Source organism: Sphingobacterium psychroaquaticum (assembly GCF_004421025.1).
GTDB classification, from domain to species: Bacteria; Bacteroidota; Bacteroidia; order Sphingobacteriales; family Sphingobacteriaceae; genus Sphingobacterium; species Sphingobacterium psychroaquaticum.
This window is the reverse complement of sequence record NZ_CP038029.1, coordinates 1,335,520-1,356,309: the sequence shown is the minus strand read 5'-3', so window position 1 is coordinate 1,356,309 and position 20,790 is coordinate 1,335,520. Positions and strand designations below refer to the sequence as shown.

Below are 20,790 nucleotides of genomic sequence, written 5' to 3'. Positions count from 1 at the left end.
TTAAAATGACACATCGATTCCCATTGTCATGGTTCTAGCCCTTGGATATGCAGACCAGTCAAAGCCTGGCGTCAGTGCCGAATTCCGTACAGATACTTCAGGGTCAGATCCACTATATTTGGTAAACGTCAATAGGTTCTGTCCTGAAAGGTAAATTCTTGCGCTTCTTATTTTACGAGATTTCAAAAACGTATCGGAGAATGTATAGCCCAAAGACACCGTCTTTAACCGCAGGAAGGAACCATCCTCCACAATGTTCGAGTGGTATATACGAGGCGGTAGCCCACCCACCCGTGGGATGGTTGTATTTTGATTCTCCGGCGTCCATCTATTCTCTACCGTGGAGTACAAATTGAAATTGTACAGATTATAGGTATTCTGTTCAAAATACAGCTTGTTGCCATTTAAGATATCATTACCATACGACCATTGTAGAAATACACTTAAATCGAAGTTCTTGTACGAGAAATCATTCGCAAAACCACCGATATGGAGCGGATTACCATTTCCGATGACCGTATAATCATCTGTATTGATTGTTCCATCGTTGTTCAGGTCGTTAAACTTCATATCTCCAGGCTGTATGGTATTGCGCGCACGCCCATTGTCGGGAACTTCAGGCCGCAGTACATAGGTGCCATTTGCCAACTGATTAAAGTCTTCGTATTGGTACAAGCGGTCGAAACTGGCACCATAGAGCATCCCCATAGGCTGACCTACTTTCGCAATATAAGGGGCAACATTCGCAAAATCCCCTACAAAACTCACCGTTTGCAGCCTATAGCTTTGTCCGGGTTGAAGTTTTAGGATTTTATTGCGGTTAAAACTAATATTGAATGCGCTACTCCATCTGAAATTCTTCCCCTTGATATTGGTGGTCTCCAAGCTGAATTCCAATCCTCGATTCCTTACACTACCTATATTCTGAAACGCCACCAGATAGCCCGTTGTATACGGTAGGTTGGCATTCAACAACAGGTCGTTCGTTCTTTTATCATAATAATCAAATGTAAAACGCACCCTATCTTGGTATAAGCCCAAATCGTAACCTACATTAAACTGGGCTGTCGTTTCCCAGCGCAAATCAGCTACACCAGCACTCGTAAGCAAGGACGCACCTTTATCTGGGGAACCATTGTTAAACGAATAATAACTTCCATACGGAAAGGTTATACCAGAATAGGTTGCATATTCATCCACCCGATTATTTCCTGTTGTACCGTAACTGACACGTAGCTTCGATTCCGATATCGCCTTCATATTTTGCATAAAGGCTTCCTTGTTCATCTTCCATGAGAAAGCCCCCGAAGGAAAATATCCCCACTTATTGGCTCCTTTAAATTTCGACGAACCATCCGATCTAAAGCTGGCAGTAAACAGGTATTTGCTTGCATAATCATAATTTACCCTTCCCAAAAAGGAGGCTAAGCTCCACTCCTTGTGATAGGTCTCCGGCACGATAGATGTACTTAAATCAATACCATCGATCCCCAACTCTTCGTTTTGTATGAAACTTGCCGTGTACCCGGAGTAGCCTAATCGGTTCTCCTGCAAGGTAAAGCCAGCAAGCGCATCAAACCTGTGCTTTCCAATCTTCCTGTTGTAGGTCAATGTATTCTCATTAAGCCAATTATCCATCTTCCGCTCAAACACACTTCCCGTTGTCCCCTTAGATGTCGGATAATTCGGTGATCCAATCTGTGTCTTCGAGTTATACAATGTGCTCGTATTAAGATTATTAGAAACTATCCCTCCCCTCAATTTAAGGAGTAAGTGCTCCGTCAGTTTAAAATCCAGATATCCATTAATAATGGTACTTCCCAGAATACGTTCATTTAACTCATTCTGCACAGATATAATCGGGTTCACGCGGTAATCTGTCGGCGTTTCCGTAATGACAGCTGGGTCAAAGAACTCATCCATCAAATCCACATCGTCAAAACCAGAAATCGGTCTATAACCCAATGCGCTATAGATTAAACTCAAGCTCGGTATACCCCCCGTAGGATCCGATACAATCGATCCCGATGTTGTGGTCTTTGTATAACTAGCATTGACATATGCCTTTATATTCTTTTTGAGCTGCTGGCTCAAGGTAAACTTACCCTGTGCCCGATTAAATCCCGAATTAAGGATCACCCCGTCTGATTTCAGGATATTGGCAAAAACAGAATACTGGGTATTCTGACTACCACCTCGAAAAGAAATATCATTATTCCACATAGGAGCTCTCCGAAATAATGCCCCTTGCATATCAACCCCAGGCAGGTTCTTATAATCCTCCAATGTTCTTCCATCCAGGTACAAACGTTCCGTCGTCGTGGGGTTGAGTTCCTGTTGGTATTTCACAAATTCGTAGGGAGACAACACGTCCAGTTTTTTATTGACCGCTTGAATCCCGTAGTACGAATTGACGGCAATAACCGGAGTCGATTTTGTGCCCTGCTTGGTGGTAATGATAATTACCCCATTAGCCCCTCTAGATCCATAAATAGAAGTTGCCGAAGCATCTTTCAGCACTTGGATCGACTCAATATCAGATGGGCTAACCGGGCTTTCGTTGAAGGCCTCAATAGGGAAACCATCTACCACATACAGCGGGGAGTTATCCTGCGTCAAGGAATTGGCACCCCGAATCACAATGTTGTTAACAGATCCCGGCTGTCCATCATTTCCAGACACCTGCACCCCAGCTACACGCCCCGCCAATGCCTGATCGAAAGTAGCGACAGGCGCCTTCTGCATAGCTTTGACATCCACCGATCCGATTGCCCCCGTGATATCCGCCTTTTTGACCTCGCCGTAACCGATGACGACCACATCTTCAATCTTTTCCTCCGCCATCTTCAGGGATACATCAATCTTGGTTCGTCCCTGTACCACCTGAATCTGTCTCACATAGCCGATAAAGGAATACACCAGGGTATCCGTCGGGCTGACGGCGATGCTATAATTACCTTGTTTATCGGTAAAAGCTTTCTTCGTGGCATTTGTCGTAGCCACGCTTACCCCCGGCATAGCGATGCCCTCAGGCGTACTAACCCTTCCTGCCACGGTAAGCTGTTGCGTAGATTTTTCCTTGTCGTTATAGGCTGCTTTAGCTACCGGTGCTGCTTGGATAAAGACCATCTTATCCTCCTTGTTCAACACTATTTTTAGCGGTATTCCCGTAAAGCACTTTTCGACAACATGGTTCCACTCCATGTTTTTTACATTCATCGAAATAGGCCCCACTTTAGCAGATAAATCCGCATCAGCGATGAAATTGTAGTTTGTTTGTTTAGACAGTTCATATAAAACTGTTTTCAATGGCACCTTCGTAACCCGTACACTTACCTTCTGTCCATAGGTCAGCGCGCTGACCTGAAAGAACGTAACCAGCAAAAGAAAAAGGCTAAGCTTCATAATGATAAGTATTTTTAAAAAGCAATGCGGTATACCATATTGCCATACAGTTATTTTTTTATACATTTGAATGAAGTTTTTTAACGTTTTGATACTATGTTAATTAATCTTTTTATCGGCCTCATGTCGATAAGAGAGCAGAAGTGGTGCGAACACTCCTGCTCTTCTTTTTTAGCGATCTGCACCGCTACTTTCTCGTTACCACAACCCTCCTTTCATTCTTCGATTCAATAAATTCAAAATGAACGTTATTAGAAAGTTCTAACGTCTTGAGTAGATATCTCACATCCCGAGTACGTTGGTAATTTCCTTGAAAGGAAATATCATTCATAGGGCCTACGAACTCAACTTCAAACCCATACCATCTCGATAATTTGCGCATGATATCCTTTATATTCTCGTTGTTGAATATAAAATATCCTTCTTTCCAGGCCTGTAAGTCATTTACGTCGACTTCCTCTACCGTTAGTTTTTGGGTACCGATGTCTTGTCGCGCCAACTGTCCCGGTTTTAGAAATACCTCTTTTCTGCTTCCTTTTACGGAAACTTTCACCTTCCCTTCAAGTAGGGCTGTCTCTATAAACCCATCGCCCGCATAAGCGCAGACATTAAACTGCGTTCCCAGCACCTCAATAACCTGTTGCCCCGCCTGCACCACAAACGGTGTCTTGTGCCCCTCAGCACCTATGGTCGACACCTCAAAATGAGCCTGTCCCGTTAGCTCCACTTTTCGTTCCTCTTTTGAAAAACCAACGGGGTAGCGCAACCGCGACAATGCACTCAGGTATACCACACTTCTATCGGGCAAAACGATTTTATATTGCACGCCTTTCGGTGTTTCAATTGTATTAAAGCTGGATGGACTATGTGCCTGCTCCTTTTCTGATAGCGTGTATACTAACTCCCCTTCCGCAGATTGTTGAATCTGAACGGATTCGTCCTGTAACAACTTCCCGATATTTTCGGTCGATAAAGCGATCTTTTTTCCGTCGGCCAATGTCAAGATAGCCGACTCGCCCCCCGCCAGCATCTCCGTTGCCGCTGCAGGTTCCCTATCAAATTTATGGAGCGCCCACCAACCTACGCCAAGCAGCAAAATGGCTGCCGCAGCGATCGGTTTCCAGAGGCGGATATGTCTTTTCTTGGCGGTGGCCGCTCGTAAGCGTTGTAAGCCCATTTCTTCTTCCTCCAGTAAATCCGAAACAAGGAGATCCGAGGGTGGTGTTTTGTACTTGAGATACCAACTCTCCACAATAGCTATCTCTTCCGCTGTCGCCGTTCCAGCATTGTATCTATCCAAAATTTCTTTTGCATTTTTCATTAATATAAAATGTTTTAAAGTAAATGCTACCTCATTTAATACCCGATATCATACGAGGATGGCTGTACATTGATGATTGGTTAGTTTCCCCGTTTATTGATAAGACACGCAACCTTATGGGGAGGGGGTAGATGGGTGCGAAAAAAAATAAAAAAATGTAAGGTGTTAGAAAAACAAGGTGAATATATTGTCTCCTAATTTTACGCGGAGTATGCGGAGTGCATTCCGAACTTGCGTGCGAACAGTCTGCGGGCTGATATTGAGTTCCTCGGCAACCTCTTTGTGTGAGCGTTCCTGAAACCTACTCATCTCAAAAATAATACGCATCTGTGTCGGTAGTGCACGTACCTCCTGCTCTACCAGGCGAATCAATTCCTTTTCCCGAAACTTTGTTTCTGTGACTTCCACTCCCTCATCCATAAAAGCCTGTAGGGATTGGGCATAGCTGTCCCGTACCTTTTGGTTACGGACCACATTGAGCACCCTACTTCGCACCGCAGCGTAGAGATAGGCAGAGAGACTCGAAGTGATGAAAAAGGTATCTCTATTTTGCCAAAGACTAATGAATATTTCATGCAAGATATCCCGCACCTCTTCCCGATCCGGCAGTCTACGGTAGGCATGGCTATAAAGGACGTGGTGATACCGCTTATAGATACGCTCCAAAGCATCGTGGTCACCATTCCTCAATAGTCTCACAAGTTCTATATCCGTTACATTAAGTTCCAAAAGTATAAGGTCTATCTAATAAACAATGTGCTACCTGAGATTTACAGTATGTATCCCTCGGTATCCAGCTCTTTGTTTATTATTGGTACGCAAATATGCCTAAAACATCACGTATTTTTCTACAAAATATTATCAAAATACTCTAACATCTTGACATATAGCAGCATCGTTAGGAGAACGGCTGTATTTAGATAGAATCCCCGACACACGACCGGGGAGATGGTGTGTCGGGGATTCTTTATTACGGTTTACGAATACACCGGATGCTTAAGCCTCCCGAACGAGAAAGTGCAAGCGATGTATTGATATCCGTATCGGTAAAATGGATGGCCACGGCCGCCCCTACCACCGTGGCGTGCGGGGTGCTACTCCAGTAACGACCATTGGAATAATATAAGGTTCCATTGCTCCCTAAACGATATCCGGCTTTGGGCATCTTCAAGCTGGAAGCCCATGCGGTAGCTGAATTACTGATCTGCTCCGATACAATCAGCTGCTGCCATTCTATAGCCGTCGGAAGTCTCCACTGTGCCCCGAGCTGTCGACAGGGATCACATCCCTTATTCGAAGCGATTCCAGCCGATGTGGAAGCAGTCCACTGATCGGTCGATGTACCCGTATTCCACCAGACAGTACTTCCGCCATAAAAAGGAGCATGGTGCAGCAATGTAAGTCCGGAGGGATTATTCGGAGTTGGGGGTGTCGCTAGAACTGAAGTGCGCAGCTGATGCCCATCCGTATGCCTCCCCCACTGATAAAGGTTTCCGAAACTCTGGGCATCGGCGATACTTCTAGCGATCCAATCTGCCCCCAGATTCTGGCGGAGCCACACGTTGCCATCGCCCGCTCTGACGGTGGTATACACCTCCTGTGTCGGGTAATTCCCGGAGCGAACATACCCGACGCTTCCCAATGAACTAGCCGGCACGATTTCGGTCGGACCAAATCGAGCGGTATCGGTAGGCGCAGTGATGAAAGACCTAAAATTTTTCAACCTTCCGAACGTAATCCGGTTGGCGTTATGATAATTATATGCACCGGCATACGAAGTACGAACCAAATAAATAAGATCATCGCCATCAAACTGCCAATCGGGGTACTGAAAGCCAGTCTTGGCAACAGACACCGAAAATGAGAGCCCTTGGTCGTCTTCCATTAATGTCTTAACATGATGCCATTGCCGAAGATTGGTCGACATATAGAGCGACAGAATATTGCGCTGCTGTGGATAGCTGGCGTTGGTATTGTTATTAACCATAGCCAAGTATACCCCTGTCGTGATATCTTTGCGTATCACGAACTTATGTAGCCCACCAGGAAAGGTAATAAAGTCATCCGGCGTGAATGTCGCCGTATCGCCCGTACTATTAATCCGTATGATAGCTGCCTTGTCAATGAAAGGTACGGAGTTGACCCGAATGATATTGACGAGGTCACCATTCGGATCGACCACGGCATTTCCTTCGATCCAGCCTGTCGTTTCTTCCGACCCTGGCGGATCCCATCCTTCATTGTAGGTCACCTTGGTACTCATCTTCCAGTTTGCGGGTGTCATAAGATCCGCATTCTCGGCGGCCGAAATCACAAACGCGCGATATCCACGCGTCCAGTTATAACGGGTATCCAGTCCTTCAAATGCACGATACAAACGACCATTATGCTTAACAACAGGTGTTGGTGCACCGTGGTAGCGTACAGGCTGACCGGGAATATCTGTATCGAACAACGTTACCGGTGCGCTCCATGTCGCGCCCAAATCGGTAGACCGACAAAGGACAATGGTACGCGCAGTAACGCCTGTCCCCGCATTGGTCCCTAAAAAATAGATATTGCCCCCCTGTTCAAAAAGATTGGCCCAAAATAACCCCACAATGTCCGTGATGTGCGTCCAGCTATGACCATTATCGGTAGACCGGTATACACCCGTGGTATTCGAGGTCGGTCCATTGTAATCATGCGACGCTAAAATATCGCCATTCGCTAACCGCAGGAGACTGGGGCTCCCCAGAAAAGTTCCCGTTTCGGCAGCTTGGTATTTCACTTCGCTAATCCATAACGAATCAGCCTCTAGGCTATCCGCTTTCATCATGAGCTGCTCGCGCTCCACCATCAAACTCTCGCAGGATTGGAGAAGAAAGGCGAACAGAAAAGTGCTAAAAAAAAGTTTGATCTTCATACGTTTTAAATATTATATAAATCCGTGTCAAGGTGTCCCTATGGACATACCTTAATATTTTTAAACAGATAAAACCGTCCGTCTTCGCCCCCTACCAATAGCTCTTCTAAGGCGCCATCTTGGGTCACGATCGGACTAACCCAACAGCCGTGCCGGTCCATGTTTATGGCGCGATCGCCATCATGGCACAGTGCCTTCGGCCGATCAAACACGGGACGCTCATTGGTTCCCACGTTACGCATCACGTACGCTGTCGCGTAAGGCTTTGCTTCGGCCACCGCTCTGGACTGAGAGAGATGTATCCCCTGTCCAAATAAGATATCCCAATTACCGTCTTGATCAATATCGCAGATCGACAACGTCGCCCGCCCCTCGTGCCCAGCCTCACCGACGATCTTAATCGGAACATCATCTTGCCACCTCAAAATTTCTTCGTCCACCAAACGGCCAACATCCCCACCCGTACGCCCGTAGCGGCACAATAGACCTTGGCTATTAATCGCTATTAATGGCATTAATTTTTCTTTTGCAGGCAGATACATAGACGGGATCGTTACTGGTTTACTACGCCATGCCCCTTTAAAAGAGTGATCCCCATATCGTAAGGCTTGTATTGGCGCAAGCTTAGGCTCCCGGGCGCTACCGATATTTTGATACCATTGGTACTGGCCCGTCACATCATTACAGACTATATCCAACAAGCCATCTCCATCCCAATCCACGACCAAAGGTTGTACATATCCCCATCGACGCTCATTAGGTCCTTGTATCGACCCCTGTTCTCCCGCTTGATGTTGAATAATGCGATGGTCCGCTTCCAACTTTACCGCCGGTTCCCATAGGGGTGAAGAGGCCGTCCCACTGTTACGGAAAAACCAGATAAAGCCGGAGGAATCTCCTCCAATAATATCGGCTACGCCATCTCCATCCCAATCCACCCATTGCACGGCAGCCAATGTCTGTATATGCAGGTCACCGCCCTTCATCTTCACGGGACGGATGTCCCATTCCTTTTTACCCGCGTGGTAGTAATACTCGACCAGTATGCCTGGATTGCCTCCCAGAATAAATCCATACCGCCCTTTATGATCGGGATAGAGCGGTCGAGTAGACGTCGCATAGGCTCCACTATAAATTTCCTGCGTAATGGGTGGAATCCCTTTGGGCAATTTTTTTTCGAAAAGATGCAATACCCCATCAATAATACCGGTATCATACAGACTCATGCGATCAATCCCCCAAGTCAGCAACAATTGCTGCTCTTTGCCAGAAGAAAGTTCGGCTTCATAGATTTTAGAAGGGCTCTGATAAAACTCCAATGTAAAAGGTTCGCCGTTCAGTTGAACCTTTTTATAGGTTCCAAAATGCCATTTCTTAAGTTGGATCGCCTCGGCATAGCTCAGCTGCGCCTTATTCTTATCCCCCAACCAAGCTCCTTTTTCATCGAAGCCTTTCCCAAATCCTATCGATGGATTGGGCGGATATACCCAGGGATTACTTTTCCCGGGCCAGTATGATTTATCTTCATTGACATACGAGTACTTCACTAAAAATGTACCCTCACGGTTACTTACAATAGTAAAATCACCTCCTATCAACGGCTCGCTACCTATAAGGATCGGGTTCGCCGTTTTAACGTTCAAATTGTCCTCATTTTCAAATTCCACCTGCCACCATTGCTTCTTAGCGATATCCATAAAGAAATAGTACACCTTGTTCTGGATAACAATAGACCGCGCCAAACTATATGCTGTACTGAGTTCATCCACACGCTCAGGCCGTCCATACATTAAGGATCCATCCTCGGCCCTTCCTAAAAACTTGCTCCGATAGAAACCATTGCCCAATAAAGCGATATGCACCAAGAGATCCCCATTTCCTAATACAACGGGCTTGATATCCAAACCGAATCCAAAATCTGTAACCGTATCCTGCGGATAACGCAGTGGCGCTACCTGCTGTTGTGCGTATGTGTCGGTCAGCATCAAAACGACCAGACACAGCGCATAAATTAGAGCTTTCTTCATAACGTACATTAGGGTTCAACAGTAACCTGTACTTTACGAAGTATCTCGCTCCGACCATCTTTATTGGCATTCGTTGCTATAAAGACGACCTCATAAGTACCCGGCTTCTTGTATATGTAACTATAGGACCGAATTGGCTTATCGATATACGCTTTGACCGCTACGCCAGGATTATGCCCGAGGTTGGTATCCGTAATCACAAATGGATTACTCACGCACCACATCTCATAAGTCCCCGTGGTGGTAAGTGGCCCCCGCATCGTAACTGCGGAGGAACTCGCGGACAAGTCGAATGCGTTGGCCATCCATGCTGCAATGCCTCCTTCATACACCGGTTTCCAACCCGCATTGGCCTGCGTCATCAACACGGTCGTTCCCAAAGGTGTAACCGCGCTAAGGGTCAATGCTTGAAACCGCCAGATGGCCGACTTTCCATTCTCCATTGTATTGGGACGGTTGGTATACCGAAAGGCAATGTAATTACGTTTATTCTTTGTGATATGCTCCGCAATATTGTGTACGCCGGCAGCAATATAGGGGTTGGTACTGCTACAATTCAAGGGGCTCCATGCATACTTCGTAGTCAGATCGACCCATTTGGCCTGTTTTATTTTGTCCAACTGATCTTCCGCCGCCACCCCAGTAAGATCGAGATCACTACTGATCAATACATGAAATTGGTCGGCCTGACAGAATGGGGCGGTACCGCCCTGTCCGCGCACCTGGTTCTGAAAACTAAGGTTTAGTTTTTCCAGTGCTATAATGCTATCCTTATCTGCGTAATGGTAATCGTTACCAAATTCGCCCGAGTAAAAAGTAATGATATTGGCATCGCCAACAAAATCAAACTGTATGGGTTGGCCTACCTTGGCGGTAGACTGTAGCACCTGTACATCAAAATCAGGCGCTAACGTCTTTAATTCCTTGCTACAGGAGCCCCCCATCAGAACGGCTAAAAAAAGAAGGACGTATCTATATGTATTCATCATGAACGATATTATATATTTCATATTTTAACTGCATTTACCAGCCGGGATTTTGCTCCAGCTTTGGGTTAACCCCCATTTCATAGGATGGTATAGGCCAGATTACATCGCGCTCTCTGGCATTATTATAATAATTGTACATCGAGGTATACAGCGTATTGGTTCCGGTGGGAACCTCGGAGAGGCGGTTCTTCATCTTTTCATAGAAATCCCCCCAACGGATCAGGTCATTCTTACGGAGGGCTTCAAAACACAACTCCCGTGCTCTTTCGTTTTTGATCTCGCTGCGCAACTGTTCCGAGGAAAGCCCAGTCAGATCCACCGAAACATTGCCGCCCTCCACATCAATACCTTTGGCACGCCGCCGCACTTTGTTCAGGTAAGGCAGTGCATGGGTGGCCGAATTTTCGGATTCATTAATCCCTTCTGCTGCCATCAACAAGACATCGGCATACCGCACCAACGGAAAGTTCTGTGGCGTCTGCGTATTGGTCTTCGGTAGAACCAGTTCATTTTCTCTTCTGAATTTACCGCAGAACCGTTCGATCAGCAAGCTGGTCGGTGGAAATGACTCTTTGCCTGCCGTACCATAGCGATACGGGGCAATAGCCCAATCACGTCGCTTGTCGTCGGCATCATAGAGCCTGTACAGCCACGGATGTGGCCGAACCATCCCTTGTGAAAACCCAAAGCCCAAGGTTCCTGTAGCCGAGTAGGCGATGCCGTTGTTGATGCCTACACTGCCTCCCGTAACATTATAAACACCCGTACCGTTGCCCCAGAACTCCACCTCCCAAATGCTCTCCTTACTGTCGTATTTGTCTTGTGCATAATTGACAAAGACCTCTTCATACGAAGGATTCAAGCGGTGAAACCCTAAGTCAATAACTTTTTTTGCCCATTGGGCAGCCGTTGCATACCGTTCCTTTTCTGCTAATGGATAACCAGCCATATACAAATTCACCCGCGCTAAAACAGCCCATACGGCAGATTTGCTCACCCGACCGGCCGACTCCACGGTGTTTATATCCTTCACCATCGTTTCCGCTTGCTCCATATCGGATAACACCTGGACATATACTTCTTTAATATTCGTTCTCTTCAGTTGCAAAACTTCATTTTCGCTGGATACCGGTGGATCCAACGGCATAGGAACACCTCCAAATCGGCTTACCAAGAGGAAATAGTAATACCCCCGCAAGAAAAGAGCCTGCCCCTTTATCTCTTTCCGTTTTTCTTCACTCACCTGTGGCCCCGCCTGATCCATATTCTTCAAGAGACTATTGGCTCTACTCACCCCTCTATACAATGCCCGCCAGTGGTTGAGCAGCTTATCGTCGGTGGTATTGACAACATAATAGCCAATCGTACCATTGTCGGTCGGAAAATGCATAAACCCTTCGTCTGCTTCCAGCCCCATACGTCCCAATAGGGAGTTGCCGTAGACAAATGTTTCGGCCAAAACAGCATAGACCCCACGTAGCGCAATATCCAACTGCTCTTCGGTCTTATAATAACTCTCCGTAGAAACTACATATTTATCCGGTTTTACCTCGAGAAAGTTATTGCAAGCGCTCAAACTTTGCAGGATAACCAAAGCGGCAACAATGGGCCCGCGTACTAATATCTTCTTTAACATGTTCCTTGTTTTAATCGTTTAAAAACTAGCTTTAACTCCGGCTGTGACGGTCAGACTTCTCGGATACGACGAGTAGTCAAATCCCGGGGTAAGGTTGGAATGGCGAACCGAGACCTGGGGATCATACCCACTATATTTCGTCCAAGTGATCAGGTTCTGCCCGGCGGTATACACTTCCAAACCTTTTAACTTGCCTCTAAGGCGCTTAGGAAAAGTATAAGACAGCTGCACTGTCTTCAGCCGTAGGTAAGAACCATCTTCGATAATCTTGGTAGAATACCGCCCCTTAGGACCAAAACCACCCACCCGGAAATTCTCATCTGTCGGATTCTCCGGTGTCCAGCGATCTTCATAGGAAGCAAACTGGTTCAGCCCTATTCTATTTCCCATATTCCCTTCAAAAGCTAGCCTATTCGCGTTAATAATGTCATTTCCATAGTTCCACTGAAACAATACGCCCAGGCTGATTCCTTTGTAGGTAAAATTATTCTGAAGCCCGCCGATATGTCTGGGCAGAGCACGACCGATCTCCACCATATCTTTCTCATTGACGGTACCATCTCTGTTGTAATCGACATATTTGATATCCCCCGGTTGTACGCTTGCATTTCCATTATTGGGAACGCCCGCTTTCAGGACATAGGTGGATCCCACTCTATCAAAATCCTCTACTTGATAATTCCCGTCCCACACATATCCATAGATCGTGGAGGCCGGCCCACCGACCTTACCGATATAAGAGAATGATCCGTTATAGTCTCCCGTAAAGTTGACCCAAGAAAGAATATTAGATTGCCCATCAGAAAGCTTCATAATTGTATTTTCATTGAAGCTTATATTGAACGCCGTTTCCCACGAAAAGTTCTTGTTGCGAATGTTGGTTGACCGTATCGCAACTTCCACGCCCCTATTCCGTACTTCGCCGACATTCTTGTATACATTGCCAAAACCGGTCGCCAAGGGTATATTGGCATTGAGCAGGAGGTCCGTCGTATTCTTTTGATACACGTCTATATTAAGATCTATCCTATTTTTCAGCAGCGTCATATCGTAGCCAATATCCCACTGCGCCGTACTTTCCCATCTTAAGTCCGCATTGCCCATCCCACTTAGAACCGCAGCATAATAAGGCAGCTGATTTCCAAAAGAATAATAATCCGTAATATCCAATGTCTGGAAACGTACAAAGTCATTGATCCTATTGTTACCGGTCACCCCATAGCTTACGCGCAACTTAGCATCGTTGATCCAAGAAACAGCCTTCAGGAAGTCTTCCTTACCCAACTGCCAGGCAAACGCTGCAGACGGGAAAACGCCCCAACGATTAGCTTTGGAAAACTTCGAAGACCCATCGGCCCGAATAGAACCGGTTAAAAGATATTTAGATTTGTAATTGTAATTAACGCGCGCCAAAAAAGAAGCTAAGGTATTGGAGCTGAGAATTGATTTTACATTTTTTGGGATACCATAATCCAGCGCCCGGAGCCCCAAATGTTCATTCGTGATTCGATCCGTCTCAAATCCATAATTCTCTAGGGAGGTCCCTTGCAGCGTAAAAGCGCCCGTTACATCAAAATAATGCTGTGGGTTGAGCCTCTTTTTATACGTCAATCGGTTTTCGTTAACCCAGCTGTTCAACTCTATATCGCCATAGCTGCCATTCGCCCCATTGGGATTCCAATTGGATGTAAACCCTTTATAGGTTTGCGAATTGTATAGGGCCTGACTTTTCGTAAAGCGCTGTGTATATCCTCCCCGCACATTAAAATTCAAGTCTTTAGTAATATTGTAATCCAGCGCAGCACTGACAAAAAGGTCAGACTTGTTTTCCTCCCTTATTTCATTTTTTGTGGAGATCAATGGGTTCATCAGAAAAATAGCAAACTCATCCTCAGGATCGATCAACTCATTCACCAGATCGACGTCATTGGCAACCGGTCTGTATCCCAGCATCCGATATATTAAGTAGGAAGCATAGGCGTTACTACTGGATTTCATCTCGGAGGCCAATGTCCCGTAGTTTTTATCCTTCGCGTAATTAATCTGGAGGCTTGTTTTTATTTTACTGCTTATGTTTTGTTCCATATTGGCCCGAAACTGCATCCGATCAAAACCGGAGTTCAAGATTACACCATCCTGCTTGAGGTGAGAAGCCGAAAAGGCATATTTCGTATGCGTACTTGCGCCGCGTACCGATAGCATGTTGTTGAGCATAGGCGCATCTCGAAAAAGGAGCGACTGCCAATCAATTGCAGGTGCAGATCTATAGTCTTCTACGGTCATGCCCGCTTTATCCAGGTATAAACTTTTCGCTCCTTCTGGACTTAACTCCAATTGGTATTTGACAAAGGTATAGGGGCTCATCATCTCCATCCGTCGGATAGGAGACTGTATCCCGTAATAACCTTGATAGGTAATCTCGGGCGTGCCGAGCTTCCCTTTTTTCGTTTCAATAATAATAACACCGTTGGCACCCCGCGAGCCATAAATGGCCGAAGCCGAAGCATCCTTTAGAATATTGATGGATTCAACATCGGCAGGATTCAAAGACGATAACGAAAAATCTTCCATGGGAAAGCCATCCACCACATACAGCGGGGCATTGCTCTGTGTCAATGAATTACCACCGCGGATGGTAATTTCGGAGGAACTTCCGGGCTGTGCGTCATAGCTATTAACCTGCACACCAGCCACCCGTCCTGCTAACGCCTGATCTAAAGTCGCTACCGGAGCTTGATTAAGCTCTTCCATCTTCACTTGACTAACAGCGCCTGTCAGATCGCTTTTGTGCACCGTGCCATACCCCACATTGACCACAACCTCTTCCAATTTCTGGTAGGAAGGGATCATCCGCACCGAATAGGAATCACGCGTATCGATTTCCAAGCGCTGTGGCTCGTAGCCCAACATATTAAAAGTCAGATAACTGTCCTCCCCCACACCGATATTAAAATTCCCTTGTGCATCCGAAACAATGCTGGTACCCGATGCAGAGGTTCTAATCGTTACATTCGGTAAGGCGGCTCCCTTTTCATCCGTCACGATTCCTTTTAGCGTGCGAGCCGGTTTACCCGACTGATTCGCTGCCTTTTTCTTGATAATCACCGTGTTGTCTTGGATCACATAATTGACCGGCAATCCGCTCAGCACCTTGGTAAGAACTTGGTCTAAAGTAGCACGTTCAAATTTAGCGGTAACAAGCTTGTTCGCATTAAAATCTGTCGATGAGTACATGAATTTTATGCCTGCCGACTGGTGCAATTCCTTAAAAACATCTTTGATGCTTTTATTTTGAAATTCCATTTGAATAGCTTGCTGGGCATCTACCGTGGCGATAGAAATAAATAGTGTAAAAATACCGGTGAGAAAGAGCTTTCTTAGGCGTGTTCTTTCCTTCCCTTTAGTGGGAGAATTAATTCGTGTTTTATACATTTGTAGTGTTTAAATTGGTAAGAATTTAAATGGGTTATTCCTAACCGATCGGATAGGGATGTTCGTAGCATCCCTATCTATTTAAAAGTTTATGGTTTATCAACTGGCATTACATACGTCTTTCCTCCTTTTTCAACAAGTCTTATATTATTGGTCAACTCAATGAGCCTAAATACTTCGTTAATATCTTTGTAGCGGGTAATAATCCCCGAGTATTTTTGGCTTTGCACCGCTGGGGAAACAATAATGGATACCCCGTACCATTGCGCTAGCTCCGCCATCACATCCGCCAATCCCTCTTCTTCAAAAGAGAAAAGTCCGTTCCGCCAAGCTTCAATTTTATGCAATTGGGATGCCGCGGAAACCGAAATATGGGAATCACCTTTAGAAACAGCCGCTCTTTGCCCCGGCTGGAGTACCGTGGAGCTGGCAAATTTTTGATGCTGGAGTTTCACCTTACCCTCGAGTAAAACAACCTCCTGCTTGTCATTTAGCTTCGCATCGACCAAGAAAGAAGTTCCTAAAACCTGTATTTGCTGCAAGGTTGTATGCACCATAAAAGGAACGGCTTTGCCATTCCTCCGTAGGGATTTAACCTTAAAATAAACTTCTCCTTCTGCCTGCACTATGCGATCCCCCTGACCAAAATCAGGGTCGACCACCACCTCGGCAGACTGGTTTAGCCACAATTGGGTACCATCAGATAATTGAATAGCCAAGGCCTCACGGTTCGGGTTTTTAAGATGAAGGGGCTTATTGGTTACGGTTAGCGTTGCTGCATTAATGACAACGACTTTTTGTTCGTCTCTTTGTTCGACCGAGATTCCCTCCGGAAGTGCATCCGCCAAGTTGTAGGAAGCTCCATCTTTCACAATATGCAGTGCGGTTACACCAGCAGATGCTTCCCCCTGTTTTTTTACCAGGACAACAGCGTCATCACGATCCCCTAAAAAATAGATACCACCACAAACGAGCATCGCGATAAAAACAGCGGCTACCGTTCGGATAAAGACAGTAAAGCGAGGAGGGCTATACGTCGATGAAGTATCCAGTTGGTTATTGATTTGCTTTTTGAGCACCTGCCCCATCTCCGGATCTATATCGACCTTACTTTCATAATGGCTTAGATTATGATAGAACTTATCTACAAACTCCTGTTCGGAATCTGTCGCCTTTCCACGCATATAACGGGAAAAAATAGCATGCAGTTTTTTCTTTAACGATGAATTCTTCGACATAAAATAGACATTAGGTTTATACGTGTCTATCTATATGTCGAAGAAAAGGTATTAAACTCCCAAAAAAAGAGTAAATATTTTTTTTAAGAGACCTCTGAGTTCCGTTTTAGCGTGTAGCAGTTGATTTTGAACGGTTTTAGGGGAGATATGAAGGATCTCACTAATTTCAGCAGTTGATAAACCCTGTTCTAATTTCAATTTAAATATCTCTTTCCTCTTATGGGGCAACTGTTCAAGCCAACAGGCAATAATAGCCTGTAACTCGTTTGCTGCAAATGAAGAATCCGCATACTCACTTCCTGCGATGATTTCTACAAAATCTTCAATCACCTCAAAGGTATATTTGTTCGCCCTAAAGAAGTCTATTACCTTATACTTTATGGCGTTATGCAGATACGCTTGTACGTTTCTGATCTCCCGTATGTTTCTTTTATTCCATATATCAATGTAGACCTCTTGTAAAATATCAAGGCTCATGCTTTCATCCCCTAAACGTGCACAGGTTTTGGTGTACAGATCTTTCCACGTTTGATCATACAGGACATCAAAAGCTCTTCGATCATCTCTTTGCACCAAAAGATAAAGTTCTTCCAAAGATATAGGAGCAAAAGCGTTAGGCATGGGTATAATTAGTCTTGCAATGAAACGTCAAATAAAGATATTTTTACGAGATTAACCTAAATTATTTTTCTAAAGCACACGACGCATTTAATTTCCTTTGACGATCGATCTGAAATTCTCCACACTTTTCTTAACATCCGCCATGTTATTATCCCAATTGTACTCGTATTCTGCAGCAATCATTCCTTTGAAATGCTGTCTTTTTAACTCCGCAATTACACCGGGAACATTGTTAACCCCCGTTCCCCAATGCACATCATGCGCTTTCTTATTCCCTTTCTCATTTAAATCCTTAAAATGTAGGTGATAAATCCTGCCTTCCAGCTTTTTCAAACAAGCGACTGGATCTAATCCCGAACGGACCCAATGCCCAATATCGGCCGCAGCCCCCATCCGTTTGCTCCGTCCATTTATACTGGCCAAAACAATCTCTGGACTCCAGTAGTAGGAAGGGTCAGGATGATTATGGATCGCCGCCCGTATATCATAGCGATCACATAGGGCCGAAATATGATCCAACAAACGCGCTTCCGGTTCACAGGTTATCGTTTTGACCCCCATACTTTTAGCAAAGGCAAACACTTTTTCCCAATCGCTGTCCTCCTTAGTCTTGATCACACCATAGGCTTGCAAAACTATATTTTTTTTCTTCAGCATTTGCTTGATGTATTTTTTACTGTCCTCGGACATATTATAATCCATTTTTTCTTCGATGCCGCCCCCTATAACCTGCTGTGGATACGCCTCTACATAACGAAGTCCAGCGCTATCTATCTTCTCCAATGCTTCCGTAAACGTGAATCGATTAAAGGTATAGGCCTGCGCTCCCAGGTGCCAGCCCCATGCGGCTTCTGGATGTGTTACAGCCTGTCGATTACCCTCGGGCTTGGTTGTACTACAGCCGATTATAAAAACAGTGACGAGAATCAAGAGTAGATTGTTTTTTTTCATTTCGCTTATTTATTTGATATATGTTTAATACTGTAACAGGATGACATTCGAGACATCTTACGGTATTATAATTGGTCATTCCTTCTTGATCACTAAATTATAAGAGTTGGTTATTTGAGGTCTTTAACATTTTATCCAAAATGCTTAAGATATTATCATTTTGGAGCGGACGCGAAAAAAACAAGGTTTTTTACAAAAAAAGCATGGTAATCTTATAATGTTATTGTTTATTTGTAGGTACCATCATGTCCCATGACACGTGATTACCCATGCAGCAAGACGATTCCAATACGGACCAGCAACTTTTCGAATTACTGAAGACCTCCGATAAGGCCGCCTTCATGGCGATCTATAATCGCTACCGGGAACCGCTCTATCTTTTTGCTTGCAACCTGGTCAAAAATGAAGACCTTGCTGCCGACTTGGTGCAAGATATCATGCTACGGCTGTGGGAAAAGAGAGAAACAACAGCACTGCACTCCACCCTGGAGTCCTACCTGTTCAGCGCTATCCGTTATCGCTTTTTCGATTGGATAGACCGCCAAAAGGTGCGACAAGATTACATCGACCGCTTTCAGACATTCCTGGATCAATCGCACTGGCAAACCGACAATGCGATTGCCGAGCGCGAAGTGATGCAGATCGTAAATGATCAAATCGACAAGCTGCCGCAAAAGATGCGTATCGTATTTTTAATGCACTACAAGGACCATCTTAACGCCGATGAGATTGCCGATCAACTGCAGATATCCAAAAAAACAGTACAGAACCAAATCAACAATGCCAACCAGCAGCTACGCAAACAATTGGGTAAGCTTTACTGGTTTCTCTTCCTTTTTTAATTTTTTTTATTTTTTTTTCTGGGATAATCACCTGCTGAACCTACATGTTACGTAGAAGGCCAAGTTATTGATCGTATGAAACAGAAATATGATGCTGCAGCACTAATACGCAAGTACCACAACGGTACGGCGACCGATCACGAACGGTGGTTGGTAGAAAGCTTTATGTTGATCGAACAGGAAGACGAACATTTTCTTCCTGATGAAGCGCGTATGGCCCAGCATCTGGCCAAGATTGAGCGAAATCTAGCGCAGCATATCGCATTAGAGACGGCAAAAAAAGTGACCACAGCTTCCCCCGTTCGCTGGCTACAATCTCCTTGGCTTCGCATCGCTGCGCTACTGATTGTCTGCACGGGTATTGCCTTCCTCGTGTTCATGCGTCAAGAATCCCAAACACCTTCGGCATCCGCTCCGTCGCCGGCAACGGCATCCACCCTTATCACACCGGGCGGCAACAAAGCCTACCTGCAAACCGCCGACGGCCAAGCGATCGACCTCAACGACACGCAAAACACAATTCATGTGGGCGATAAGGTATCGTATGGCGATGGCACCGTTGTTTGGAGTCCCCAAACGGCCATAAACCAGCAAGCCCTCAACGCCCTGCATACCCCCAAAGGCGGTAACTACACCATTATACTTAGTGATGGCTCCCGGGTGACCCTGAATGCATCGAGCACCCTGCGGTATCCCAACCAATTCAGTGCCAACGAAAGAACCGTTGAGCTCCATGGTGAAGCCTTCTTCGAAGTGCGTGCCAGCCGCCAGAACGGGAAAAAGATTCCCTTTATCGTAAAGACAAAATCACATCAGATCGAAGTCACCGGAACAGCGTTCAATGTAAAAAGCTATGAAGACGAGAAGCAAGCCAAGACCACCCTCATTCATGGACGTGTCCAAGTGCGTTTACCACAAGGAGGGGCTATCCACCCGTTGCTACCCGGACAGGAAGCCCGCATCCATAACAGCGACATCCATATTGCAGCCATCGATACTGCCGCTGCGCTCGACTGGAAAAATGGGTTGATCTACTTCAATGACGAAAGCTTGGTTACCATCATGAAAAAAATCGAACGGTGGTACGATATCGATGTCGAGTTCAAGAATGTTGACCCCAACATACGTTTTGGCGGTTCGGTATCAAAATATAAAAACCTATCGGATGTATTGCGCCGCTTAGAACTGACGGGCGATGTTACGTTTATAACCAAAGGAAGGAGGGTCATCGTGACGAAATAGTACCAACCAAGAAAAACATAAAACCGGAAGTGCGACCAACACCTCCGGCAACATGTTCTGATTAACCTAATTCATAATGTATTACCGGTTTATAGGCGACTGTGTCTACCAAACATCGTTGTCGCACTATAGATCAAAACACCTAACAAATGTATAAAAATTTGCGCACACTAATTTTTCT

13 protein-coding genes are annotated in these 20,790 nt (G+C 45.4%); 2 read left to right on the top strand and 11 right to left on the bottom strand.

Translation table 11 applies throughout. The features are described 5' to 3' along the window. The 11 genes from E2P86_RS05605 to E2P86_RS05555 form a co-directional block, all read right to left on the bottom strand. On the bottom strand, positions 1 to 3,405 hold the full coding sequence (locus tag E2P86_RS05605) for a SusC/RagA family TonB-linked outer membrane protein (protein ID WP_240775578.1): 3,405 nt from the start codon (positions 3,403 to 3,405) through the stop codon (positions 1 to 3). Between the two features lie 187 nt (positions 3,406 to 3,592). Further along, complete coding sequence (locus E2P86_RS05600; protein ID WP_134431427.1) at positions 3,593 to 4,726, bottom strand: FecR family protein; 1,134 nt, start codon at positions 4,724 to 4,726, stop codon at positions 3,593 to 3,595. A gap of 165 nt (positions 4,727 to 4,891) precedes the next feature. Further along, positions 4,892 to 5,455: an RNA polymerase sigma factor gene (locus tag E2P86_RS05595; RefSeq protein ID WP_240775577.1), complete on the bottom strand. Its 564-nt coding sequence runs from the start codon at positions 5,453 to 5,455 to the stop codon at positions 4,892 to 4,894. A gap of 241 nt (positions 5,456 to 5,696) precedes the next feature. After that, positions 5,697 to 7,631, bottom strand: a complete 1,935-nt coding sequence (locus E2P86_RS05590) for an exo-alpha-sialidase (RefSeq protein ID WP_134431421.1) — start codon at positions 7,629 to 7,631, stop codon at positions 5,697 to 5,699. A 38-nt stretch (positions 7,632 to 7,669) separates the two neighbouring features. Continuing rightward, the gene (locus tag E2P86_RS05585; RefSeq protein WP_166785154.1) at positions 7,670 to 9,658 is read right to left on the bottom strand and encodes an FG-GAP repeat domain-containing protein; all 1,989 of its coding nucleotides are present in this window, start codon (positions 9,656 to 9,658) and stop codon (positions 7,670 to 7,672) included. An 8-nt stretch (positions 9,659 to 9,666) separates the two neighbouring features. Beyond that, the gene (locus E2P86_RS05580; protein ID WP_134431415.1) at positions 9,667 to 10,668 is read right to left on the bottom strand and encodes a DUF5017 domain-containing protein; all 1,002 of its coding nucleotides are present in this window, start codon (positions 10,666 to 10,668) and stop codon (positions 9,667 to 9,669) included. A 13-nt stretch (positions 10,669 to 10,681) separates the two neighbouring features. Beyond that, positions 10,682 to 12,283, bottom strand: coding sequence for a RagB/SusD family nutrient uptake outer membrane protein (locus E2P86_RS05575; RefSeq protein ID WP_134431412.1), 1,602 nt, complete (start codon positions 12,281 to 12,283; stop codon positions 10,682 to 10,684). An 18-nt stretch (positions 12,284 to 12,301) separates the two neighbouring features. Further along, positions 12,302 to 15,715: a TonB-dependent receptor gene (locus E2P86_RS05570; RefSeq protein ID WP_134431409.1), complete on the bottom strand. Its 3,414-nt coding sequence runs from the start codon at positions 15,713 to 15,715 to the stop codon at positions 12,302 to 12,304. Between the two features lie 89 nt (positions 15,716 to 15,804). Further along, entirely contained in the window at positions 15,805 to 16,953 is a 1,149-nt protein-coding gene (locus E2P86_RS05565; protein WP_134431407.1) for a FecR family protein, read from the bottom strand. Between the two features lie 51 nt (positions 16,954 to 17,004). Next, positions 17,005 to 17,574 carry an RNA polymerase sigma factor gene (locus tag E2P86_RS05560; RefSeq protein ID WP_134431404.1) on the bottom strand — a complete coding sequence of 190 codons (570 nt, stop codon included), beginning with the start codon at positions 17,572 to 17,574 and terminating at the stop codon, positions 17,005 to 17,007. Positions 17,575 to 17,661: 87 nt separating this feature from the next. Next, on the bottom strand, positions 17,662 to 18,525 hold the full coding sequence (locus tag E2P86_RS05555) for a sugar phosphate isomerase/epimerase family protein (protein ID WP_134431401.1): 864 nt from the start codon (positions 18,523 to 18,525) through the stop codon (positions 17,662 to 17,664). A 269-nt stretch (positions 18,526 to 18,794) separates the two neighbouring features. On the opposite strand from E2P86_RS05555, the gene E2P86_RS05550 reads away from it, so the two are divergent. Then, complete coding sequence (locus E2P86_RS05550; protein ID WP_085473895.1) at positions 18,795 to 19,367, top strand: RNA polymerase sigma factor; 573 nt, start codon at positions 18,795 to 18,797, stop codon at positions 19,365 to 19,367. A gap of 75 nt (positions 19,368 to 19,442) precedes the next feature. Next, positions 19,443 to 20,609 carry a FecR family protein gene (locus E2P86_RS05545; RefSeq protein WP_134431398.1) on the top strand — a complete coding sequence of 389 codons (1,167 nt, stop codon included), beginning with the start codon at positions 19,443 to 19,445 and terminating at the stop codon, positions 20,607 to 20,609. Positions 20,610 to 20,790 lie beyond the last annotated feature (181 nt).